Source organism: Parvibaculum sp., assembly GCF_045863935.1.
Taxonomy (GTDB): domain Bacteria; phylum Pseudomonadota; class Alphaproteobacteria; order Parvibaculales; family Parvibaculaceae; genus Parvibaculum.
Window position 1 is genome coordinate 16352 of record NZ_BTVP01000002.1, and the last position, 21691, is coordinate 38042.

Here is a 21691-nt window from a genome sequence, read left to right on the forward strand (position 1 = left end):
CCGCTCGCGGCTCCGTCAAAAAAAGCCCGGCCTCGAAAGAGGACCGGGCTTTTCAATACGCGAGGCAACGGACTCAACAAACAACCGCAGTGTGCGAGCGGCAGATCGCGCTATTACGCAGCGCGGAGCTTTTCGAAGGCTTCCGTGAACTTCGTGGCATAGGGGCTCACAGCCTCGCGCACGGTCGAAACGGTGAGCTCGTTCAGCTCGCGGGCCGCATCGATATTGCGCTTGAGGGTCGAACGGACATATTCGTTCTGGAGTTCAACCGCCGACTTGATGCTGCCGGACTTGATCACGGCACGGGCGGTTTCGACGCCTTCCTCGAAATTGGTACGGGCGAGCGTCACGATGATGCCCGAGGCAGCTTCGAACGTGCTCTTCGGATCGATCTTCGGGGCGGCTTTCGCAGCGGTCGTCTTCGCCGTCGCCTTGGCCGTGGTGGCCTTCTTCGCGCGCGGCTTCGCTTTGGTCGTCTTGGCCTTGGGGGTCGCTTCGGTCATTTTTTCCATCTCCTGTATCGCGTGGTCGCTCACCTGGATGCGAGCGTTTCCCCGCACATACCGGCGCGCCGGATTTGTGCGCTGCACAATGAAATAATTTGCCCCTGTCCCAACGTCAAGTAATTTTTGTGCATTGCACAAAAATGTCAATTTTTGAGAATGGTCACTATCAAAATCTGTTTATGGAGAAAGGACTTAGGTCTAGTTGCGGCGCACCGCCGCAGACCATGTCCGCGATCGCGGCGCCGCTCCCTGCCCCCAGTGTCCAGCCGAGCGTGCCATGGCCGCTATTCACAAAGAGGTTGGAGAATCGCGGCACCGCACCAAGCACCGGGCTGCCGTCGGGCGTCATCGGCCGCAGGCCGCACCAGTATTCGGCCCCTGCCCTTGCGGGCCCTGTCTGGGGAAAGAGGCTCTCAAGCGCGTCCATCACCGAGCGCGCCCGCCCCTCCTCGAGCGTGAGGTCGTAACCGCCGACCTCCGCCTGCCCCGCCGCACGCAGCCGGTCGCCGAGCCTGCTGATGACGATCTTGCGCGCCTCGTCGGTGATGCTCACCTCCGGCGCGTTGCCTTCCGGCGCCGGCAGCGTCACCGAGTAGCCCTTCACCGGATAGATGTAGCTCCTGTGTCCGAGCGGACGCAGAAGCGCCTGCGTGCCCGTTCCCGCCGCAAGCACCACCGCGTCGCCTTCCACCAATCCCGACGACGTTTCGACGCCCTTCACGCGGCCCCCTTCGATCACAAGGCGGCGCACATCGGCATCCGTCAGGAAGCACACGCCGAGCCGCTTCGCGCCGTCCGCGAGCGCAACCGAATAGAGATGCGCGTCGCCGCTTCCGTCCGACGCCGCATAGAGCCCGCCGGCGATGTCGCCGCGTTGCATCGCCGAACCGAGCGCCGGTTCAAGCTCGATGCATTGCGACGGCGTGAGTTTCGTCTGGCCGACGCCCATCTTCGCGATGGGTTCCGCCTCCCGCGCCGCCTCGTCGAGTTCATGAGCATCGCGGAAGATGCGCAGGATGCCCCTGTCCTTGCGCCCATAGTCGAGGGTCACGCCCGCCTTCGCGAACTCCTCCTCGTAAGCCGCGAGCCGCGCGCGCGTCAGCAGCGCAAGTTCGAGGTTCGGCGCAATCCGCTCGCGCCGCGCTGAGGCGCGGCAGCGCATCAGGAAACGCATCAGCCAGAGCCATTGCTCCGGGTCCATCTTCGGCCGCAGGCGGAAAGGCGCGTCGTCCCGGCCCAGCCATTTGAGCACCAGACCGGGAATCTCGGGGCCCGCCCAGGGCGCAACCTCGCAGGCCGAAAGCTGCCCGCCATTCGCATAGCTCGTGCCGAGCCCCGCGCCTTCGCGCTGGTCGATCAGCGTCACCTCGGCGCCTCTCAGCGCGAGTTCATAAGCGGTGGAGACACCGGCAATACCGGCGCCGACGACGATCGTATGCACGTGACCGGGACCCTGAATGAACGCGGCGGATGCCGCATCCCCAAGCCCTATCAAAGCGCCGCCTGTTTGGCGACGGTAAAGACGCCGCACGCCGCACCGCTCGCTTCCGGCGGGCCGCTCGCATAGTCTTGCGCCAAAGATCGGAAAACGGAGAAGCCGGCCATGAAAATGCAACCCGCCGCGGCAAGCGCCCCCTGGCCCTTCGTGCCCGCACCGCGCGTCATCGACATCACCCATGCCAAGGGCTGCACGCTCTACACGCGCGACGGCGGCGAGATCCTTGATGCGGCGGGCGGCGCCATCGTCTCCAACATCGGCCAGGGCCGCCCGGAAGTCGGCGAGGCGATGGCCGCCGCCATGACTTCGCTCTCCTATGCCGTGCCGCCCTTCGTGACGCCCGAACGCACCCGCGTGATGGAGCGCCTGCACCGCGCCTGGCTGCCCGCAAATCTCACGCGCGGCTATTTCGCCAGCGGCGGCTCGGAAGCGGTCGATGCGGCCTGCCGTCTCGCGGTTCAGCATTTCCGCGCCAAGGGCGACACGAAGCGCTGGAAGATCGTGAGCCGCGACATTTCCTATCACGGCACGACCCTGTTCACGCTCGGCGTCGCGGGCCATGTCGCCCGCAAAAAGGGCTTCGAGGAACTGATCCCGCATATGCCGCAAGTGCCGACGCCCTATTCGCTGCGCGCGCCGGGCGGCCGCCACGATCCGGACTATGACCTCAAGGCGGCGCAGGCGCTCGAAGACACGATCCTTCGCGAGGGGCCGGAGACGGTCGCCGCCTTTCTCGCCGAACCGATCACCGGCTCCTCCGGCGGCGCGCTCATGCCGGGCGCACGCTACTGGCCGAAGGTGCGCGAGATCTGCGACCGCCATGGCGTCATTCTCATTTCCGACGAAGTGATGGTCGGCTTCGGCCGCACCGGCAAGCGCTTCGCCTGCGAACATTTCGGCTTCACGCCCGACATCATGATCGCGGGCAAGGGATTCGCGGGCGGCTATGCGCCCATCGTCGGCGTGTTCGCGAGCGATGCCGTCGTGGCTCCCTTGGCCGATGCGGGCCAAGGCCTCATGTTCTACACCTATGGCGGACATCCGGGCGCCTGCGCCGCCGCCGACAAGGTGCTGCAGATCATGGAAGACGAAGACCTGGTCGCCCGCGCCGCGAAGCAGGGCCGCGGCCTCGCGGAACGGCTCGAGGCCCAGCTCGGCCAGCATCCGAACGTCGCCGAGATCAGGGGCGAGGGACTCTTCCGCGGCCTCGAAATCGTCAAGGACCGCGACACGCTCGAACCCTTCCCTGAAAGTGCGGCGCTCGCGCAGCGCATCGTCGGCGCGGGGCTCAAGCGCGGCGTCTTCTTCTATGGCGGCGGCACCGGCGCCGTGCGCGACATCGTCTGTCTCGGCCCCGCCTTCATCGTCTCCGACGGCGAACTCGACCGCATGGCCGAAACGCTGAAACTCGCCATCGACGACGCGGTCGCCTCAGCTTCCTGAATTTTCCGGCACTCTTGACGGGACTGTCGTCACGCCCTATATGTCACCGAATGGTGACAAAAAGGAAAGAGACGCAGGCGAGCCGCCCCCGCGACCGGGAGAAGACCGGCAAGGCCATTCTCGATGCGGTTGGCCACCTCATCCTGCGTGACGGGCTCTCCGGTGTCGGCATCAACGCCGTCGCGCGCGAGGCCGGTGCCGACAAGGTTCTCATCTATCGCTATTTCGGCGATCTCGACGGGCTTTACCGCGCTTATGCCGAGACGGGCGACTTCTGGTGGACGGTCGAGGACATGCTGGCAAGCGTGGAAGGCGCGGCAACGCTCGCCGAAGCGCTCAAGGCGGGGTTGCGTTTCCACGCCGCCGAAATGCGCAAACGTCCGGTGACGCTCGCCGTCATCGCGGCGGAGCCGGAGAACCGCACGCCGCTTGTCGTCGCGCTTGAAGAAGTGCGCGAGCGCCGTTCGCTCGACCTCATGAAGAGGATCGCCGCGCGCTACGACGTGCCGGGCGGCGCGGACATTCCCGCACTCACCGCGCTGCTCGCCGCCGCCATCGACTATCTCCTCGCCCGCGCGCGGAGCATCCGCGTCTATGGCGGCGTTGAAATCAAGACGCCCAGGGACTGGGAACGGATATTCACAACCATCGACGCAATGATCGACGGCGCGCTCGCACCCGCGCATCCCAAAGGGAGGAAGATTTCATGACGACGTTCCTGACGCGCCGCCGCCTGCTCCAGGCCGCCGGCGGAATTACGCTTGTCGCCGCGGGCGGTGCCGTCTGGCGCGCCCATGACCGCGGCGTTTTCGTGAAACCTTCCGGCGCGCCTTACGATCCGTGGACGCTCTGGAACGCGCCGGAATATGAGGGCACACCCATTGCGCTCGTAGCCGCCGGCATTCTCGCCTCCAATCCGCACAACACGCAGCCATGGGTGTTCCGCATCGGCGCGGACCGTATCGACCTCCTCGCCGATACGTCGCGCGATCTTGGCAGCTTCGATCCCTGTTTGCGCGAAATGCATATCGGTCTTGGCTGCGCCATCGAGAACATGGCGCTCGCCGCACCGGCAAACGGTTATGCCGTTGCCATCGAACCGGCGGAGGGCTCGCTCCTCGATATCGAGCGCGGCGGCATGGTCCGTGCGGCAACGCTTCGTCTCTCGAAGGCAAACGCAACCACCGATCCGCTCTACGACGCCATCCCGCATCGCCACACCAATCGCTATCCCTATGAGCGCGAGCGCGGCTTTCCGGAAGACCTGTTGCGCAGTTTCGTCGCCATGCCGGCGGACGGCAATGTGGCGCTCTCCCTCTTCACCGAAGGCAAGGAGTATGAAGCGCTCGGCGCCGCCATCGTCCAGGCGACGAAGGAGATCGTCGCCGACCACGAGATGATCGAAGACAGCCACGCCTGGTTCCGCGATGGCCCGCGAGACATGGCGCGCGAACGAAGCGGCCTCGAACTCGACACGGCCGGGCTTTCGCCCGCTCTCCTCACAGCAGCAAAGTTCCTGCCCGCGCTTCCCGCCGAGCAGAGCCACGGTACCTGGCTCGGCCAGACACGCGACACCCATGTGCCGACCGCCGCCCTTCTTGGCATGATCTCGGTGCGCGACCGCTACGACCGTCCGCAGGCGCTAGCGGCAGGGCGGCTCTGGCAGCGCCTTCATCTTGAAGCGAGTGCGGCCGGCGTTGCGATGCACCCGCTCAACCAGCCAGTGGAAACCATCGACCGGGAGCGCCAGACGGACAGGGAAGCGGCTTCGGAAGCACGCCTCGCAAACATCGTGAAGAATCCGGGATGGCAGCCGACCTTCTGCTTCCGCGGCGGATATCCCACGCGCGAAGCGATCGCCAGCGCCCGGCGAAGCGTGGAAGAGGTCATTCAGAAGACTTAGTGTCCCACCCGCCCTTGGGGGCGGGTTGAAAAATTCGAGCTTGCGAAGAATTTTTCGGGGCGGGGGAAATCTTGGCGCCGCACCCCCGCCCCGGAATTTGTTTCGCCAAGGCGACTCAAATTCCGACCCTCCCCGAGGGGAGGGTGGAACTCTATTCTTTCCGTGCCGTGACGACTTCATCCACCGATGGCGGCATCGTCTCGACATAGATGGAGCGGCTCGGGAAGGCGAAGCCCGTTCCCGCGCCTTCGACGATCTGCTTGATGCGATAGGCAAGGGCTTCCTTCACCTCCAGCCACTCGCCCCAGACGGTCGTCCGGGTGAAGCAATAGACCATGATGTCGATGGAGGAAGCGCCGAAACTGTCGACGCGCACGAAGAGTGGCGCAAGCGGCGGCTGCACGAAATCGTCGACCGAAGCGAGATAAGCGCGGATGTCGTCGCAGATACGCTGAAGCTGCTCGTGCGTCGTCCGGTATTCGACGCCGATCAGCCAGGATATCCGTCGATAAGTCATTGCGCTGTAATTGATGACCGCGTTGTCGGAGAGGTGCTGGTTCGGCACATAGACCGGCGCCTTGTCGAACTGGCGCACCCGCGTGGAGCGGAAGCCGATCTTCTCGACTGTCCCTTCGACGACGCCATCCACCTTGATCCAGTCTCCGAAGCCGAAGCGGCGCTCGATCAGGATCGACATGCCGCCGATCAGGTTCTTGAAGAGGTCCTGCGCGCCGAGCGCCACCGCCACGCCGAAAAGCCCGAGCCCCGCGATGATCGGCGCAACCTGAATGCCCCAGGTCTGCAGGATCGTCGCCGCCGCGACGAGCACGATCGCGGTCTTCGCGCCGGCGATCAGCCAGTCGAGAATCTCCGGCGTCAGCACGCGCTCCAACTTCTTGATGCCCTGGCTCACCGGCCCGACGCAGTTGTAGAGCGCCCAGAAGATCGCAACGATGATGAGCGAGCGGTTCAGATTTTCGGTGAAGGTCCGCGCCACATCCTCGAAGGCCAGATATTCCGTCGCGAAGAAAAAACCGAGGGCAAAGAAAAGGAAGCGCAAGGGGTTGCGGATCGCATCGCGAATATAGTCGTCGATCTTCGTCTCGGTGCGCTCCACCCAGCGGTCGGCAATCGCCAGCACGAAGCGGGTGAAGAGCCCACGGAGCACATAGAAGATGCCGAAAATACCGATGGCGACCAGTATGTCGCCAATACTGTGGCCGAGGACTCCCGTCTGCCAGACGTCCTTGACGAGTTCCCAGTAGTCCGAGAAGTTTCCGGCGATACCCTGCATCCCCCCGAGAACCCCTTCGATCAAGCCGCCACAGGCGCGCGCTCGCGCGTCGCGGAGAAGCGTATCTTCGGCCACTTCTCGAGCGTATAGCCGAGTTCCCAGGCGCTCTTGCCCATGAAGACCGGCGCGCCGTCGCGGTCGGTCGCCATGTTGCCGCGATGCGCCTCCATGAAGCGTTTGAGCTCGGCGGGGTCTTCCGCGCTTACCCAACGCGCCGTTTCATAGGGGGCGGGCTCGAAATGCACCTTGATGTCGTATTCCGAGGCAATGCGCGAGGCGAGCACTTCGAGCTGAAGCTGGCCGACGACGCCCACGATCCAGTTCGCGCCGATCTCCGGTTTGAAGACCTGCGTCACGCCCTCTTCCGCCAGGCTTTCGAGCGCGCGGCGCATGTGTTTCGCCTTCATCGGGTCGTCGAGGCGTACACGGCGCAGGATTTCCGGCGCGAAGTTCGGAATGCCCGTGAAGGTCAGGTCTTCCGTTTCGCTCAGCGTGTCGCCGACGCGGATCGTACCGTGGTTCGGGATTCCGATGATGTCGCCCGCATAGGCCTCGTCCAGCAGTTCGCGGTCCTGCGCGAAGAAGAGGATCGGATTGTGAACGCCGATCGTCTTGCCGCTGCCGGAAAGCTTGAGCCGCATGCCGCGCTTGAACTTGCCGGAGCATATGCGCATGAAAGCCACACGGTCGCGGTGGTTCGCGTCCATGTTCGCCTGCACCTTGAAGACGAAGCCGGAGACCTTCGATTCCGTCGGCTCGACAATGCGGCTTGCGGCGGGCTGCGCGCGCGGCGGCGGGGCGAATTGCACCACGGCGTCGAGCAATTCGCGCACGCCGAGTTTCCTCAGCGCGCTGCCGAAATAGATCGGTGTCATATGGCCCGCCAGATAGGCATCGATGTCGAAGGCAGGGCTGCCTTCGCGTGCGAGTTCCATCTCTTCGCGGAACTTCGCGAGTTCGTCCGCACCCGCATATTCGGCGATCTTGTCGCCATCGAGGCTTGGGGGTTCTTCGTCGCTGTGTTCCGTTCCGGGCTTCGCATAGGGAACAAAGCGGTTGTTCACGGGATCGAAAATGCCGCGCAGCAGACCGCCCATACCCGCCGGCCAGATCATCGGCACGGTGTCGAGCGCGAGTTTCGAGGCGATCTCGTCCATCAGGTCGAACGGGTCCTGGCCTTCGCGGTCGATCTTGTTGATGAAGGTGATGATCGGCACGTCGCGCAGCCGGCAGACCTCGAAGAGCTTCAGCGTCTGTGCCTCGATGCCCTTCGCCGCGTCGATCACCATGATGGCGCTGTCGGCGGCGGTGAGCGTCCGGTAGGTGTCCTCGCTGAAATCCTCGTGGCCCGGTGTGTCGAGCAGGTTGCAGGTGATGCCCTTGTATTCGAAGGTCATCACGGCCGACGTCACCGAGATGCCGCGGTCCTGCTCGATCTTCATCCAGTCCGAACGCGCACGCCGGTTGTCGCCGCGCGCCTTCACCTGCCCGGCAAGGCGGATCGCCCCGCCTTTCAGCAGCAGGTTTTCGGTCAGCGTCGTTTTACCGGCGTCGGGGTGGGAGATGATCGCGAAAGTCCGGCGGTTCCGGACCTCCGCCCCCACCTCGCCCGGCCGGGCGGCGGTTTCGGTCGTACTCACGTTGAGCTCCTCAGGATTTGCGGCGGACACTAGCCGAAAGCGCCCGAAATCGCCACCCGGGACAAAAAGGCACGTCTTCGACAAAAATGGCCGCGACAAACTGGCCAATCCTTGACGGCGGCGTCCCGTGCGAGCATGGCGCCATTCGACATTCAATAAAGAGAGAGACCCGATGACCACCGCACGCGACATCATAGAGCCGCATATCGAGGCGGCGCTGGCCGAGGCGGCCGAGAAACAGATCTCGACCGACGCCATGGCCCGCATCATGTTCGAGAAGGTGCTGCATATCTGGCGCGACGTCCGCGCCCCGGAAGACATCAAGGCGGAACTCATGGAAGCCGCCGATCATCTCGACCCGGACGAAGACTTTATGTTCATGCGGCCGTAAACGGCCTCGGGATGTTCATGCGGCCGTAAACGGCCTCGGGATGTTCATGCGCCCTTGAACGGCGCGGGATATCCCTGCGACCGGAAGCATCTAGCGCGCGGAGATTGCCTCGATGATCCGGCAGTCTCCGATGCGGCCGCCCCGGCAGCACTCGCTGAGATGCCGCAACTCCTTCTCCAGCCTTTTCAGGTCGGCAATCTTGCGCTCGATTTCCACGAGGTGATCGAGCGCAAGCCTGTCCACTGCCGCGCAGTCCCGGTCCGTCCGCTTGGAGAGGTCGAGGAGCTCACGCACCTGTTCCAGCGTGAAGCCGAGATCGCGGCATCGGCGGATGAAGTGCAGCCGCTCGCGGTGCTTAGTATCATAGGCGCGGTAGTTGCCACTCGTCCGGGGTGGCTCCGGCAGCAGGCCTATCTTCTCGTAATAACGGATAGTCACGACCTTGGTGCCGGTCGCCTTCGCCAGATCGCCGATACCAGTTCCGTCGCTCATGGCCTTGACCCTATAGTTACTATAGACTCTACCTTAACAGCGTTGAGCAAACAATGCGAGGCAAGCCATGAGCGGACAATGCTGCGACCATGAAGCGAGCGAGGCGCAATTGCGCGATACCGCCTACCGGCGCGTGCTCTGGGCCGCTCTCGCGATCAACTTCATTATGTTCGCCATCGAGATCGGTGCCGGCCTCGCCGCCGGATCGGTCGCGCTTCAGGCGGATGCACTCGATTTTCTCGGCGACACGGCGACCTACGCGATCAGCCTTTTCGTCATCGGCATGTCGCTCCGCGCGCGCGCCCTGGCGGCGCTCGCGAAAGGCGGCGCAATGGCGCTGCTCGGGTTCTGGGTGGCAGGCGCTACCGTCTGGCACGTCGCGTATGGCGGCGCGCCCGAAGCCTTCATGATGGGCGCCGTCGGTTTGGCCGCCCTCACCGCCAACGCCGCCGTCTTCGTCCTTCTCTGGCGCTATCGCTCGGGCGACAGCAACATGCGCTCCGTCTGGCTCTGTTCGCGCAACGACGTGATCGGCAATTGCGCCGTCCTTCTTGCGGCGCTCGGCGTCTTCGGCACCGGCACCGCCTGGCCCGATATCGCGGTCGCAGCGGTCATGTCCACCCTCGCGCTTCAGGGCGCATGGGCCGTCTTCCGGCAGGCGCTCGGCGAACTACGTGAAAGCCGTCTGTCCGGTTCCGCACAGGAGAGGACGGCCTAGCCCACTTTCTCCTGCAGGAAGTGGCGGCCTTCCCGGTCCTCGATCTCGATCACCCAGATATCCGGATCGAAGCGCCTCTGCTTTTCTATATAGGCGTCGGCGTCGGCTTCCGGCTGCCGGCCCTTCGACAACCAGACGAGAGAGCCGTCGCCCTCCCGCGCCGGGCTGAAAACCTCGGCTTCACCGTTCAGCGGGTTCACCTTCACGAGCACGGTGCCCGAGGTGTCGTCGCCCCGGCGCACGACCATCGCCATCGCGCCCGCCGCCTGCGCGCGGCGGATCAGCGCTTTCACCCAGATGTCGGCTTTCAGCCTCGGCGCGATATCCATTGTCGTTTCCGTTGGCCCCTGTGACCGTTTGTTGCCGTAACCCGCGCGCCCCAGCGTCTTTCGGGCCGCTCCCGTTCATGCTTAACGCGTTTCCCGTTTGCGGAGGGGGCCACGCGGCATTAGACTCGGTCACACTTCATTAAGACAAGTCGCCAGTCGCGAGAACCCGGTCAAGCGGGAAGCGCGGCATTCACGGGGCAGCGGGGTTGCCATGAGGGACAAGAACTTGGCCTTGAATTTCCGGGAAAGTGTCCGCCTTGCCGGCCTTTCCGTTTCCACCGCCTTGCTGATCGCCGGCTGCACCGTCGTCCAGGGCGGCAACGCCTCCTCCAGCGAACCCGAAAAGAACAAGGCCGAGCTTGCCGCGAACGAGGCGGCACTCATGGCGAACGACGCCATGACCACGGCCGGCACCGCCACGTCGGTTGCTTCCGCCAATATTCCGATCCCGCTCCCCGCGCCGCGCCGGGCCAATCCGGTTCAGGTCGCCTCGATCGATCCCTCTGCCGGTGTGTCCGCGCTTGCCGCGCGGCCGGGCATGGCCGATCTCGCGGGTGTCTATGTCGATTACGGTTCGGCCCTTGCCGCCGTCGACGCCAACAAACTCAACACGCCGAGCGATGTGCGCCGGGCGCTGGCCGCGCTTCGCTTCCAGGAGCCGGATGCGCTCGCCGAGGGCTGGTATACCACGAGGGCAACGATCGCCGCCGAAGACCCGGTCTTCGCTCAGGGCGTGCGTGCCGAAGTCCGCGCGCGCGGCAAGGCGGCCGTTCTCGAAGCGCTCGCGGCGGATGAGAACTACATCATGCAGCTTCCCGGCGTTAGTTCCGCTTCAGCCGCCGTCGCCGTCTCCATCCGCAACGAGCATCAGCGCATGACCGGGCTCGCCGCCCGCTTGATGGACACGGCCTACAAGTTCCAGAAGCAGAAGTGGGGCATGAGCACGCCGCTGCCGGGCGCCGCCGAAACGAAGTCAGCCGCCCTTGAGGATGAAAGCCTCGCCGGCAAGGCCCGCGCCGTTCTCGCCGCGCTGTCGCCGGTGTCGCGCGCGGAAGCCTATTCGCCGAACGTCATGACCCGCATCCTCACCCTCGGCGCCTATCAGGTAATCGAAGGCTCGATGGAGAAGGGCCTCGCGGAAGGCCGCACTCCCACGGGGCGTTGCCTCAACTGGGCGCGGCTCAATCTCAACCAGTGCATCGCCGCCGCGCGCTTCCCCTCCGAGGAAGCCTATTGCACCTCCAAGCACGCGATCACCGAAGTCAGCAGTTGCTGGGCGGAAGCCGTGCCGCCCTCCACGCTCGCGAACTGAGCGCGGAGATACCGGGCGCCCGCCGGGCGCCGCGCAACGGCGAAAATTTGAATCGAATGCCTCCGGTATTTGAGCAAAATGCGCATCAAATTTGATGCGCATTTTTCTTTGTTTTTATTACACTTATAATATAATTACTTTGGTTTTATAGTATTCAAATCAACCAACGCAAGAATCCTATAGCATAAAACCCGCTTGTACTTGCATTTTATCTATCAAATTAACTGCGCGGCAGCACGCGGCGCCTAATGTCCTCCCTGTAACGCGAACATCTGCCGGGAAAGGACTGTCGCATGTCGTTCATATTGAGAGCCGCGTTCTGGCTGACCGTGCTGGCCTTCCTGCTGCCGGCCGCCGGATACGAAATGGATCCGCAACCCGCGGGCATGGAGGGATATTCCTCCGCTGCCCTCGTCACCGGCGCCGCCCCGCCCACGGAAGATATCGGCGCGGGCGAGGCGCTCACCCTCGCCGCCCGCTCGGCGCAGGACGTCATGGGCTTTTGCGACCGCAATCCGGACATCTGCGCAAAGAGCCACGCCATCGTCGGCCATGTCGTCCGCCAGACGGCCCACTACGGCGGCATGGCGCTCACCTGGCTCACCGAAAAGGCCAGAGAACACGAACAAGGGGCTGCGGCCGGGTCGCAGCCCGCCGCCATCCGTCCCGCCCCATCGAACGGCTACACGACAGGCGCCTGACCTCACCCATCGAGCCCCTGTCGGCTTTCCGGCGTATTCCTAGGTACGCGCCGGCAGCCAAAGCGCCCCGCAAGCAGCCTCCCGGCTTGCGGGGCGCTTGTCCTTTCAGGTCCCGTTCGCTATGTCCTGAGCAGGCAATCCCCGCCCCGAAAGGACGGCGCGAAAGGACGGTATGAGCATTCAGGATCTCGTGGACGATTTCGAATTCCTCGACGAATGGGAGGATCGCTATCGCTATGTGATCGAGCTCGGCAAGGAGCTCGAACCGCTCACGGATGCCGAACACTCGCGCGAAAACAAGGTCGAAGGCTGCGTCAGCCAAGTCTGGCTGGTGAGCGAATTGCGCCGGAAGGCCGACGGCGCGCCGCTTCTCCATTTTCGCGGCGACAGCGATGCCCATATCGTGCGCGGCCTCATCGCCATCCTGATGCGCCTCTATTCGGACAAGACGCCGGAGGAGATCCTGGGCATCGACGCGCGCGCCGTCTTCGCCGCGCTCGGCCTCAACGAACACCTTACGCCGCAGCGCTCGAACGGCCTCTATTCCATGGTGGCGCGCGTCCAGTCGGATGCGAAGGCCGCCGCAGCAGCCGTCTGACCTCACTCCTTGATGCCGTAATGTTCGGCGAGCCGGTCGAGCGCGATCTGCAGCACAAGCTTGCCCGAGCGCTTGGGCCAGCCGAAGCCCCGCTCCGCCGCTTCGAGCCCCTCGAGGTGGCAGCACACGCTCAGCAATATGTCGCCGAGATGCGGCCCCGCCGCCTCTATCGCGCGGCCGACGCGTTCGCGCGCGGCCAGCGCGTGATTTGCGATTTCGGCCGGATCGCGCAGAGGTCCGCGCCGCGTGCCGCTTCTGCCGCCTGTTCCCGCCCAGTCCATCGTGACGCGCGGGCTCATCTGGCCGAGCGTGAAGTCGGTGCGCAGTTTCTCGCCCGCCTCGAATTGCCTGTCGCTGATGAGCGGCTTTCCGTCCGCACCCTTGCGGCGGCGGAGCCAGCCAAGCGGCGTCTCGGCCTCGTTGACCGCGAGCGACACCTCGCCTTCTTCCGTGCGAAAGCGCCTTTCGCCCACAAGCTGATGCTGGGCGCGGAAGGGTTCGGCCTCGGCAATCAGCCGCCGGTAAAGCGCGCGCCCCGCGTCGTTCGCCCGCCAGCGCCGTCGCGCCTCTCCTTCCACAGGCTCCACGAGATCGCGCGCCTCACACTCGCTCCAGACCGAGGCTTCCAATGTCGCGAGCGGACGCTTGCCGCCACCGGGACCGAAGAGCCCGACCCGTCCGTCCACCATTTCGCCCGCAAGATAGCCGGGCTGCGCAAGAAGGCGGAAGATGCGCCGCACTTCCCGTTCGAACCGGCGTTCGGCGGGCCGCATCGTCCGCGCCGCCGTCACTGCTGCCTCCCCCGCTCGCCCGCGCGGCGCAGCGCATGTTCCAGCCGGTCGAGCAGCATGTCGAAATTCTCGTCGTCCCGGCGGTCCTCGACGAGGCGGCAGGCATGGGCAGCCGTCGTCCGGTCGCGGCCGAAATGGCGACCCACCGCCGAAAGGCTGAAACCGTAGATCACATGCGTCAGGTACATCGCGACCTGCCGGGCCTGCGCGACAGGCGCCCGGCGGCGCGTCGGCGAGCGCAACTCGCCGATGGGCACGTTCCAGGCCCGCGCCACCGTCTCCTGCATCAGCGCAACCTTCGCGGCCTGTTCGCGCTCCCGGATGGACCGCTTGATCGCCGCAAAACCCCGGTCGCCCGCAGTGAAATTGCCCACATCGTAAATGCCTTCCCTGACCATGCCTGTCCTCCAGCCTCGACGCCTTGCAGCGGCGAATGAAAACCTCACCCTGGAAACAAGATTTGCATATTTCGTACATATCGGGGATAAATCATGTAAATTTCTTCGCGCGGCTCAGGAGCACCACGTGCGGACCCGGATCAGGCATTTCAGAAAGCAGCGCGGCCTCACCCAGACCGAGCTGGCCCAGCGGCTCGGCACGACGGCCGCGACCGTCTCCCGTCTCGAAACGGCGGACATGACGGTCTCGACCGGCTGGCTCGAACGGATCGCCGGCGAGCTTGCTGTGGGCGTGACGGATCTTCTGGATGCACCGGCAGAAAGCCGCCATGCGGTAACGGGTGAAGTGCGGCGCGGCGGCAATGTCGTCGCCCTGCCCGAAGCTGTGTCGTTGCCGCCCTCTTTCCTCTCGCTCGCGCACGAGCCGATGGGTTTCAGGATCGGGGAGACGCTCGGCGCCTATGCGGACGGCGACATGCTGGTGGCCGACCGCATGGCCTTGGCGGAGGCGGCGGAAGCGCTCGGGCGCGATTGTTTCGCGGGTGGCGCGGAAGGCGATCTCGCCTTCGGCCGTCTCGCGCTGCTCGACGCGCAGCGATGCCTGCTGATGCCGCCGGAAAGCGGCGCGCGCCCGCGCGAGGTTCTGTCGCCGGTCTGGATCGCGCCGGTGGTCACCCTTCTCAGGAACTACCCGCCCGTCAGGAGGACGCGTCCCGGCAACTGACGGTCACGCTGCCGGCCTTGTCTTCCGCGCCGCTGCAATCCATGCCGGGAAAGCACATGGCGGCCGCCGCGCCGCCGAAGCGGAAGGCGACATAGGCTTCCTGCCCCTTCGCATCGATCACGCCATTGAGACTGTATGTCCGCGTATCGCCGCGCGAGAGCGTGATGACGTCGCCGACGGCGGGTTCCGAGAGCGGGACATAGTATTCGCCGTCGAAGGTGATGCTGGCCGAGCCGTTCACATCCGTGATCTCGCATTCGGCGTTCAGGTTGGCCGGACCGTCGCTGCCGCCCCGGATCGGAAAGCTCGCGCTTTCTCCTTCCCGCAGCGTCACTGTTCCGCCTTCGAGTGTCGCGGTCGCTGCCTGCGCCGCCGCATGAGGCAGTGCTGTCAGCATCACGGCGGTAAGCGTCGCGCGCAGAACGAAGGATCGTGAAAAAACATAGACGGGCATGGGCGGTCTCCCTCCAGAGCAGATCCCCGTCGCAGTGTGCACCGCGAGCGCAAGCGGGATCAATGCCGGATGAGACACCGCGAAAGATCAGGCGATGCGGAGATTGGCCTTGCTGGCGAGCGCGTGCGCCTTCTCGGATTGCAGAAACGCATCATGGCCGAGCACCATGACGATGCGCCCCTCCTCATTCGCGAGCGGCAGACGCAGCCAGAACTGAAATATGCCCGGCTGGTTCCAGACTGTGAGCGGAATGACGCCCTGAGCCGGACGGCCGGCCCGCACGACCTCGTGATAGGCCGCGTCCCAATAGCCGGTCTGGTCGCCGAAATCGTACTCGTCGAGATAGTGGCCGGTGAGTTCCACGCCGAAATAGTCGCGCAGCCGCGTGCCGGCCAGCCGCACGCGAAGCCGTTCCTCGCCGCCATCCCCCATCACATCGATCAGGCTGAGAGAGGGAAGCAGCCGACGCAATTCAGCAGGCTGAATATCGGCCCGCGTCGGATAGCCGCCATCGGGCGCCTTCGCGCACCAATAGTCGAAGACTTCGCGCTGCTCCGGCACGATGAGTTGCGCTCTTATGGCCTGGTCTGCAGCGGTCAGCGGATCGTCCTCAGCAATGGCGGCGCGCCGCCCGGTCGCGAATCAACACGAAAAAATACTGGGCGTGTGTGCGTTGCGATGCAAGGGGATTGGGCGATGCAAGGGGACTGGACGATGCAGGCGCTACTTCGCGGAGCGGCGGCTCTTTCGTCCGGCCTGGCCGAGACCCATCTTCTTCGCGAGCCGCGAGCGTGCCTGCGCGTAGTTCGGCGCCACCATGGGATAGTCGCGCGGCAGGCCCCACTTCTCGCGATATTCTTCCGGGCTCAGATTATAGTGGCTGCGCAAGTGCCGTTTCAGCGACTTGAATTTCTTGCCGTCTTCGAGGCAGATCAGATAGTCGGGCGTGATCGATTTGCGAACAGGAACGGCGGGCTCTTCCTTGGGGCCGGAACCTCCCGTGCTGCCGAGTGCGACGTCGGAAAGCGCCGAAAACACCCGATTGATGAGACCCGACAATTCGTCCGGTGCGACTATGTTGTGCCCAACATAGGCCGACACGATATCGGCCGTCATATCGATCAGATCCGCCTTTTCCGCCACCGCGCCCTCGTCTCATCCGGCTCGAGTAATTGTACCGGCATCCAAGAGATCAAGCCGGAAACCGAACCAATATTCATCCAGTTCTATATCTCTCCCGTTGTTTAACAGTCAAGGACTGGCATTGTCGCTGCATATTTTTATGATGACACAGTGGAGGCGCAATGGCCCCTGTGGATGATTTCATGCGAGAACAGACGAGAACGAAATCCTGATACCGTCATTTCAATAAACAGCTCGCCGTTATTCCTTCCTTATTGCCTTCCAGCGCGCCGACAGATAGTCGCCCAGCCGCTCGATGGCCCGCTCGCCTTGCGGCAGCATTTGATAGAAGGCATGCCAGACATGGATCATGCCGTCCCATTCCTCGATTTCCGCTGCAACGCCGCACGCGCGCGCCCGCTGATGGAGAGCGATCGCATCGCCGAGCAGCACCTCATCGCTGCCCACATGGATCAGCATCGGCGGCAAGCCGGTCAGGTCTCCGAAGTTGGGTGACGCAAGGGGATCGCGTGCGTCGGCGCCGTTCAGATAGGCGGCGGCAATGCTTTTGATGCCCGCCTGGTCGATCATCGGATCTGCGTCGGCCCGCGTCGTGTATGTTTCCGTTTCGCAGGTGAGGTCGGTCCAGGGGCTGATCGCGACGGCGGCGGCGGGCATCGGCAGTCCCTTGTCGCGCGCAGCGATCAGCGTCGCGACCGTCAGTCCACCGCCCGCCGAATCGCCGCCGAACGCGATCGCTTGCGGCTCGACGCCGCTTGCGATGAGCCAGCGGTAAGCCGACAGCGCATCTTCGACCGCCGCCGGAAAAGGCGCTTCCGGTGCGAGTGCGTAGTCGACGCTCAACACCCGCGCTTTCGCCGCCGTGGCGAGACGCGACGTCAGGTGACGATGAGAGACGGACGAGCCCTGCACATAGCCGCCGCCGTGAAAATACAGGATCACCGGCGCCGTCTCCGCGCCTGATGGAATATTCCATTCGGCGCCCACACCGCCGAGATCGGCCTTCGATACTTCCACGCCGGCGGGAACCGGAAATTGCTCCGCATTTCCGTCCATCGCCTTGCGGCGCTCCGCATAGCCGAGATTCGCGCCCGCCGCGGACCGCGCGCGGATAAGTTCCTTCAGGCGGCCGATTTCGATGCCTTTGCCTTCTTTGGACATTCATTCCCCCCTATGATTGCTTCACACACGTCGATTCGCGCGGCGCGATATTCGTTCGAGAGCGATGCTAGCAGGCAGCGAAGGCGCCACGCCCAAAAATCATGGTCCCGGCAGCGGGTTTCTACGGGAATGCAAGAAGACACATTCGAACGGCAGGCGGCGCCCTCGCACGAGATTCTCGGCGAAGTCGAATTCTCGCGTGCCGCTTATGACGCCTTCCTGAAACTCGATGCGGATACGCGCCGCCTTGTGAGTCTCGCGCCGCGCGCCGCAGGCCATCGCGAGATCGCACCGGGCATTTTCAGTTCCGATGCGGGGCCAGGGCTTCGCGTTGTCTTCCGCCGCGAGGCGGAGCTTGCTTCCATCCTCGCTCTCACCGGCAGGAGGACCGCATGACGCGACCGGCGAAAGACCACCAGAAGATTACCGGCGCCGACGGCGAGACGCTCTTCGTGCTCGTTCCCGCCGCCGACTATGACGCGCTCTGCCGCGCCGCCGACGATATCGAGGATCTGCGCGCCGCAGGTGCGACGCTCGCCCTCGGTTCGGAGGGTCCGGCGCCCGTTCCCGCCACCGTCGCGCATCGCATCGCCGACGGCGAAAATCCTGTGCGCGTCTGGCGCGAGCATCGCGGGCTCAAGGCGATCGAGCTTGCGCGCGCGGCCGGCATGAGCGCGCCTTACCTCTCGGAAATCGAAACGGGCAAGAAGGACGGCACTTTCCGCACCATGGCCGCAATCGCGAGCGTGCTTGGCGTGTCGCTCGACGACCTTGCGCCGCCCGCCGACGAGGAAGACCGCCGCGCCCGCGAGCGCGCGGCGCTTGTCGACGGCATTCGCGCGCAGATCAGGAAGATTGTCGCGCTCGTCACCGGGCCCAACGCATTCGACACCGGCGCGGTCCGCCGCGCGGTCACGACGCTTGCGGGCGACGCCGTTGCGCTGAAGGCGCAGGAACCTCATGCGGAGGACTGGCTCGGCGACATCCTCGAAGGCGCGCGCGCGGTGCTCGATCTCGTCGACCGCGCGGAAGGCGATATCATGGGCACGGCGCGTCAGGCGCGCCGCGAGCTCGAGGAAATCGTTTCGGGACCGGGCTTCCGTTTCACGGCGCCGCCGCGCGTCGAGCCAGAAGAGGAAGTCCGCTGGTCGCCACAGAGCGCGGCGGAGTGACGATCAGGCTTCGGCGGCGCTGACGCCGCCCAGGGCGACCTCGCTGGCAAACGCCGCATCCCAGACGCGAAGCGCAAAGTCCGCCCGGTCCGTCGAGACCGAGTCGAAAAGTTCGCCGATCCGTTCGAGGTCCTTTTTGGTCGGCAACCCGCCCTGACGCAGGTCGACCGCCGCGACGATGAGATCGCCGAATTCCTTGCGATTCATCGACACTGCCTTCGCGAAGATCGCGAGCGGCTCACCGCCGTGATCGTTCAGGATACGGAACATTGTCTCCGGCCGCACATGGGTCGCGGCCGCAAGTCCGCTCGAAAGCAGATCCGCCCTGTCCGGTCCCTGACCCGAGAAGAACCTCGCGAGACGCTGCTTGTCGATCGGAAGCGGCTTGCGGACCAGCGACAGCGCTCCTTCGAGCACGGGGTCACCCGCCGTCACGCCGTCGATCATGTCTTCCATCGCCGAATGGATGTGGCGGCGCTCGACCGTGAAGCGGTTGAGGATTTCGAGACGCAGCGCGGCCGGCACCCACCAGAACATGAGCTGGGCAAGGCGCACCGTCAGTTCCGGCCTTGCCAGCACCGGCGCCTGCAATTCCGGTTCGGAAGCACTCCGCCGCGCAAGCGTTTCGATGCCCCTGTAGGAAAGCTGCGCCGTGCGGTTTTCGAGGAGGCGGCAGGCAAGTGCCGTGTCGCCCGTCTCGATGAGAACGTCGGAGACGGCGCTCGGCAGGTCCTTGCGATGCGCAAGCATCTCGCGGTGCCGGGTGTCGCCTTCGCGGGCGACATGAATGAGGTCGCCGCCCTTCAGGGGCGAGCCTTCCGCGAGCAGCACCCAGGCGATGTCGATGTCGTCGAGCGCGAGCGCCAGTGCCAGTTCGCGCGGCGCCTCGACATGCTGGGCAAGCCGTTCGGCCAGGCGCATCCGCATCTGCGGGTCGAGCCGCGTCGCGAGCGAGGCCAGCATCGTATCGAGGAGGCTGCGCTCCTGCGGCGAGACGAGGGAAGACGGCAGCAGCGCGAGGTCGGCGAGGCGCCGCAGCACCGCGTCGCGGTCATGGGCGTTCAGGCTTTCGCCTTCCGCCGTCCTGTAGCTTTCGAGCGCCATTTCGTCCGTCCGGTTGGTTTCCTGCCTCATTGGAGCACCCGCGCCGTTAACGGCGCGTAAAGCATGCGGGCCCCGATTTGCGGTTCCGCCGCCCCCGCCCTATCCTGCCCGTCGCCTCACAGAGCCTCAGGACAGCCCATGCGCCGTTTCGCCCCTCTGCCCGTCCTTTTCCTCGCCTTCGCCCTTGCCGCCTGCGGGCTCGGCCGCAGCGAATTCGAGGACGACCCCGCCTACAAGGCCGGCCATTCGGATGGCTGCTGGAGCGCCACCTCGGAAGTTCCGGGCGATCCTTCCACCGTCACCCGCAACGGCGAGGCCTGGAAGTCGAGCGAGGCCTACCGCACCGGCTGGAAGGCCGGTTACAACGCCTGCACCATCCGCGGCCGTTCGGGTTCCATGGGCATGCCCGACCTGCCCGAACGCGGCACCGGCGTCCACTGAACCCCGCACAGGAAACCCCATGCGCCTCATCCTCGGACTGATCCTGCTCGTTGCCATCGCGGCCGCCATTCCCGTCGTCTATTACGGCGAGGTCGATCCCTGCCGCATGCTCGCGAAGGACATGGCGCACGAAGCCTATGGACCGCTCGCCGGCCTCGTCGGCAACGATCCGGACGAGGTGCCGGAGGCAATGGAAAGCTCGATGCGGCTCGTCACGAGCCAGATGAGCGCGCGCGAATGTTCCGACAAGCTGTGGGAACGCTGGACGAGCGGCGCGGAATAAGGCTCAGACCCTTTCGGGCTCCGCGCCCGGCGCGACGGGACGTCCGTCCTCGGCGGCGGTCTCATCAGCGCATTCGAGAATTTCGTGCCAGGCGACGCCCTGTATTTCCTCGACAAGTGCGGCTCCCGCCACAGCCGATGGAAGCTGGTAGCCGGGCTTCGCCCCGCCCGCCAGCACGCGCCGCGCCAGCAGGATCGCCGCCTCCGCCGAATAGACATGCGGCTCCGGCGTTTCAAGCCGCGCACGGCGGATGCGGCCGTCGGGATGGCGCGCCTCGCCCCAGACGAAGGCGCGTCCGTTCTTCAGGTCCGCCGCCGACGGGTTCAGCCGCCCGTTCGACAGCCTGCGTTCGAGACGCTTCAGGCCCCAGCCGCGCCGGAACAGGCGATGCGCCATCGTGCCCGGTTCGAGAGCGCGGGCTGCCTTCTCCGGCAGGGCCTCGTAAGCCTCCACCGTCGAATAGATGCCGCGATGCCGCGCCGCCATTGCCTCGCCGCGCCAGGGCGCGAGCCAGGCCTTTTCCGGTCCCGCGTCGAAGTCGACCTCGATCGTGCGCTCGCCCGCCCGCGCCGGCACGAACTGCCCGTTCTTCAGCATCTCGCCCTCTTCGCGCATTGCCGCGACGAGGCGCGCCGCCTCTTCCATGGTGCGATGCCCCTGCTTCACGGCAAGCGACACGGCGCGGGCGCCGGGCAGTATCTGCGCAAGGCGCACCGCCACCGCATCGGCCGCCGCGAAGTCGAAGCCGGCGCCCGCCATCAGCATCGTCTTCGCCTTCTGCGCCGCCTCGTCGAAACCGGCAAGCGCGGCCACATGGGCGCGGCCGGCCGACAGATCGATCAAATGCGTGCCGGTCGCGATGCAGGAAACAACGAGCGAGCGCATGTCGTCGCCTTCAAGCGTCGCGCAGTTCACGAGCACGCCCACATCGTCGAGCTGCGCCGCGATGCGCTCCGCATTGCCGAGCGTGAAGGTCCGCGGTTCCGCGGGCGGCATCCCGCCCTTCGCTTCCTTCGCCAGCGCGGCGGCATGCTGTGCGACGCCTGCGATCGCCCGGCCGCCGGCGACATGGGAAAGTCCCGCCCGCATCGCCGCACGCGACACCAGCGCGCCCATGAAGCCGTCGACGCCGTAGACGAGTATCCGCGATTTCATTCCGATCCCCGGATGCCAGCCAAAGCCCGGGCATATCCCG

Annotated in this window: 27 protein-coding genes; 13 read left to right on the forward strand and 14 right to left on the reverse strand. The window is 65.2% G+C overall.

What is annotated here, in order from left to right:
- Nucleotides 1-113: 113 nt before the first annotated feature.
- Nucleotides 114-503 carry a phasin family protein gene (locus ACKUUH_RS01310; RefSeq protein WP_407948038.1) on the reverse strand — a complete coding sequence of 130 codons (390 nt, stop codon included), beginning with the start codon at nt 501-503 and terminating at the stop codon, nt 114-116.
- A 169-nt stretch (nt 504-672) separates the two neighbouring features.
- A complete protein-coding gene (locus tag ACKUUH_RS01315; protein WP_407948039.1) occupies nt 673-1947 on the reverse strand; it encodes a D-amino acid dehydrogenase in 1275 nt (424 codons plus the stop codon).
- A gap of 162 nt (nt 1948-2109) precedes the next feature.
- On the opposite strand from ACKUUH_RS01315, the gene ACKUUH_RS01320 reads away from it, so the two are divergent.
- The 3 genes from ACKUUH_RS01320 to ACKUUH_RS01330 are packed head-to-tail and all read left to right on the forward strand — an operon-like array spanning nt 2110 to nt 5350.
- On the forward strand, nt 2110-3447 hold the full coding sequence (locus tag ACKUUH_RS01320; protein WP_407948040.1) for an aspartate aminotransferase family protein: 1338 nt from the start codon (nt 2110-2112) through the stop codon (nt 3445-3447).
- A gap of 53 nt (nt 3448-3500) precedes the next feature.
- On the forward strand, nt 3501-4157 hold the full coding sequence (locus ACKUUH_RS01325; RefSeq protein ID WP_407948041.1) for a TetR/AcrR family transcriptional regulator: 657 nt from the start codon (nt 3501-3503) through the stop codon (nt 4155-4157).
- Complete coding sequence (locus tag ACKUUH_RS01330) at nt 4154-5350, forward strand: Acg family FMN-binding oxidoreductase (RefSeq protein ID WP_407948042.1); 1197 nt, start codon at nt 4154-4156, stop codon at nt 5348-5350. The genes ACKUUH_RS01325 and ACKUUH_RS01330 overlap by 4 nt, the downstream gene beginning before the upstream one ends.
- Before the next feature lie 151 nt (nt 5351-5501).
- Here ACKUUH_RS01330 and ACKUUH_RS01335 read toward each other — a convergent pair whose 3' ends face one another.
- On the reverse strand, nt 5502-6719 hold the full coding sequence (locus ACKUUH_RS01335; protein ID WP_407948043.1) for a mechanosensitive ion channel family protein: 1218 nt from the start codon (nt 6717-6719) through the stop codon (nt 5502-5504).
- The gene (locus ACKUUH_RS01340) at nt 6665-8284 is read right to left on the reverse strand and encodes a peptide chain release factor 3 (protein ID WP_407948044.1); all 1620 of its coding nucleotides are present in this window, start codon (nt 8282-8284) and stop codon (nt 6665-6667) included. The genes ACKUUH_RS01335 and ACKUUH_RS01340 overlap by 55 nt, the downstream gene beginning before the upstream one ends.
- Before the next feature lie 172 nt (nt 8285-8456).
- Between ACKUUH_RS01340 and ACKUUH_RS01345 the strand changes: the two genes are divergently transcribed.
- The gene (locus ACKUUH_RS01345) at nt 8457-8675 is read left to right on the forward strand and encodes a hypothetical protein (RefSeq protein WP_407948045.1); all 219 of its coding nucleotides are present in this window, start codon (nt 8457-8459) and stop codon (nt 8673-8675) included.
- A gap of 90 nt (nt 8676-8765) precedes the next feature.
- Here the strand turns inward: ACKUUH_RS01345 and ACKUUH_RS01350 are convergent, their stop codons facing one another.
- Entirely contained in the window at nt 8766-9167 is a 402-nt protein-coding gene (locus ACKUUH_RS01350) for a MerR family transcriptional regulator (RefSeq protein WP_407948046.1), read from the reverse strand.
- A 67-nt stretch (nt 9168-9234) separates the two neighbouring features.
- Between ACKUUH_RS01350 and ACKUUH_RS01355 the strand changes: the two genes are divergently transcribed.
- Nucleotides 9235-9885: a cation transporter gene (locus ACKUUH_RS01355; protein ID WP_407948047.1), complete on the forward strand. Its 651-nt coding sequence runs from the start codon at nt 9235-9237 to the stop codon at nt 9883-9885.
- Here ACKUUH_RS01355 and ACKUUH_RS01360 read toward each other — a convergent pair.
- Complete coding sequence (locus ACKUUH_RS01360; protein WP_407948048.1) at nt 9882-10214, reverse strand: DUF1491 family protein; 333 nt, start codon at nt 10212-10214, stop codon at nt 9882-9884. The two genes, ACKUUH_RS01355 and ACKUUH_RS01360, sit on opposite strands and share 4 nt — an antisense overlap.
- Nucleotides 10215-10440: 226 nt before the next feature.
- Between ACKUUH_RS01360 and ACKUUH_RS01365 the strand changes: the two genes are divergently transcribed.
- The 3 genes from ACKUUH_RS01365 (at nt 10441) to ACKUUH_RS01375 (ending at nt 12825) form a co-directional block, all read left to right on the forward strand.
- Nucleotides 10441-11526: a hypothetical protein gene (locus ACKUUH_RS01365; protein ID WP_407948049.1), complete on the forward strand. Its 1086-nt coding sequence runs from the start codon at nt 10441-10443 to the stop codon at nt 11524-11526.
- A 293-nt stretch (nt 11527-11819) separates the two neighbouring features.
- Nucleotides 11820-12227 (forward strand): DUF5330 domain-containing protein, encoded by a 408-nt coding sequence (locus ACKUUH_RS01370; RefSeq protein ID WP_407948050.1) that lies wholly within the window; start codon nt 11820-11822, stop codon nt 12225-12227.
- 172 nt (nt 12228-12399) lie between these two features.
- A complete protein-coding gene (locus ACKUUH_RS01375; protein ID WP_407948051.1) occupies nt 12400-12825 on the forward strand; it encodes a SufE family protein in 426 nt (141 codons plus the stop codon).
- A gap of 2 nt (nt 12826-12827) precedes the next feature.
- Here the strand turns inward: ACKUUH_RS01375 and ACKUUH_RS01380 are convergent, their stop codons facing one another.
- Together ACKUUH_RS01380 and ACKUUH_RS01385 are read right to left on the reverse strand one after the other, a co-directional pair.
- On the reverse strand, nt 12828-13616 hold the full coding sequence (locus ACKUUH_RS01380) for a DUF6456 domain-containing protein (protein ID WP_407948052.1): 789 nt from the start codon (nt 13614-13616) through the stop codon (nt 12828-12830).
- Complete coding sequence (locus ACKUUH_RS01385) at nt 13613-14014, reverse strand: helix-turn-helix domain-containing protein (RefSeq protein ID WP_407948053.1); 402 nt, start codon at nt 14012-14014, stop codon at nt 13613-13615. The genes ACKUUH_RS01380 and ACKUUH_RS01385 overlap by 4 nt, the downstream gene beginning before the upstream one ends.
- 127 nt (nt 14015-14141) lie before the next feature.
- On the opposite strand from ACKUUH_RS01385, the gene ACKUUH_RS01390 reads away from it, so the two are divergent.
- Nucleotides 14142-14738 carry a helix-turn-helix domain-containing protein gene (locus ACKUUH_RS01390; RefSeq protein WP_407948054.1) on the forward strand — a complete coding sequence of 199 codons (597 nt, stop codon included), beginning with the start codon at nt 14142-14144 and terminating at the stop codon, nt 14736-14738.
- Here the strand turns inward: ACKUUH_RS01390 and ACKUUH_RS01395 are convergent.
- The 4 genes from ACKUUH_RS01395 to ACKUUH_RS01410 all read right to left on the reverse strand — a co-directional run bounded on the left by ACKUUH_RS01395 (nt 14713) and on the right by ACKUUH_RS01410 (nt 17496).
- Complete coding sequence (locus tag ACKUUH_RS01395) at nt 14713-15192, reverse strand: hypothetical protein (RefSeq protein WP_407948055.1); 480 nt, start codon at nt 15190-15192, stop codon at nt 14713-14715. The genes ACKUUH_RS01390 and ACKUUH_RS01395 overlap by 26 nt on opposite strands.
- An 87-nt stretch (nt 15193-15279) precedes the next feature.
- Nucleotides 15280-15753: a PAS domain-containing protein gene (locus tag ACKUUH_RS01400; protein WP_407948056.1), complete on the reverse strand. Its 474-nt coding sequence runs from the start codon at nt 15751-15753 to the stop codon at nt 15280-15282.
- A gap of 162 nt (nt 15754-15915) precedes the next feature.
- Nucleotides 15916-16308 carry a MucR family transcriptional regulator gene (locus tag ACKUUH_RS01405; protein WP_407948174.1) on the reverse strand — a complete coding sequence of 131 codons (393 nt, stop codon included), beginning with the start codon at nt 16306-16308 and terminating at the stop codon, nt 15916-15918.
- A 267-nt stretch (nt 16309-16575) separates the two neighbouring features.
- Complete coding sequence (locus tag ACKUUH_RS01410) at nt 16576-17496, reverse strand: alpha/beta hydrolase (RefSeq protein ID WP_407948057.1); 921 nt, start codon at nt 17494-17496, stop codon at nt 16576-16578.
- A gap of 129 nt (nt 17497-17625) precedes the next feature.
- Here ACKUUH_RS01410 and ACKUUH_RS01415 point away from each other — a divergent pair, with 129 nt between their 5' ends.
- Together ACKUUH_RS01415 and ACKUUH_RS01420 are read left to right on the forward strand one after the other, a co-directional pair.
- Nucleotides 17626-17892, forward strand: a complete 267-nt coding sequence (locus ACKUUH_RS01415; RefSeq protein ID WP_407948058.1) for a hypothetical protein — start codon at nt 17626-17628, stop codon at nt 17890-17892.
- Nucleotides 17889-18668 carry a helix-turn-helix domain-containing protein gene (locus ACKUUH_RS01420; RefSeq protein WP_407948059.1) on the forward strand — a complete coding sequence of 260 codons (780 nt, stop codon included), beginning with the start codon at nt 17889-17891 and terminating at the stop codon, nt 18666-18668. The genes ACKUUH_RS01415 and ACKUUH_RS01420 overlap by 4 nt, the downstream gene beginning before the upstream one ends.
- Before the next feature lie 3 nt (nt 18669-18671).
- On the opposite strand, the gene ACKUUH_RS01425 is transcribed toward ACKUUH_RS01420, so the two are convergent.
- A complete protein-coding gene (locus ACKUUH_RS01425) occupies nt 18672-19802 on the reverse strand; it encodes a DUF2336 domain-containing protein (protein WP_407948060.1) in 1131 nt (376 codons plus the stop codon).
- 108 nt (nt 19803-19910) lie between these two features.
- On the opposite strand from ACKUUH_RS01425, the gene ACKUUH_RS01430 reads away from it, so the two are divergent.
- Together ACKUUH_RS01430 and ACKUUH_RS01435 are read left to right on the forward strand one after the other, a co-directional pair.
- On the forward strand, nt 19911-20213 hold the full coding sequence (locus ACKUUH_RS01430; RefSeq protein WP_407948061.1) for a hypothetical protein: 303 nt from the start codon (nt 19911-19913) through the stop codon (nt 20211-20213).
- A 19-nt stretch (nt 20214-20232) separates the two neighbouring features.
- The gene (locus tag ACKUUH_RS01435) at nt 20233-20496 is read left to right on the forward strand and encodes a hypothetical protein (protein WP_407948062.1); all 264 of its coding nucleotides are present in this window, start codon (nt 20233-20235) and stop codon (nt 20494-20496) included.
- Nucleotides 20497-20499: 3 nt separating this feature from the next.
- Here the strand turns inward: ACKUUH_RS01435 and ACKUUH_RS01440 are convergent, their stop codons facing one another.
- A complete protein-coding gene (locus tag ACKUUH_RS01440) occupies nt 20500-21651 on the reverse strand; it encodes a hypothetical protein (protein WP_407948063.1) in 1152 nt (383 codons plus the stop codon).
- Nucleotides 21652-21691 lie beyond the last annotated feature (40 nt).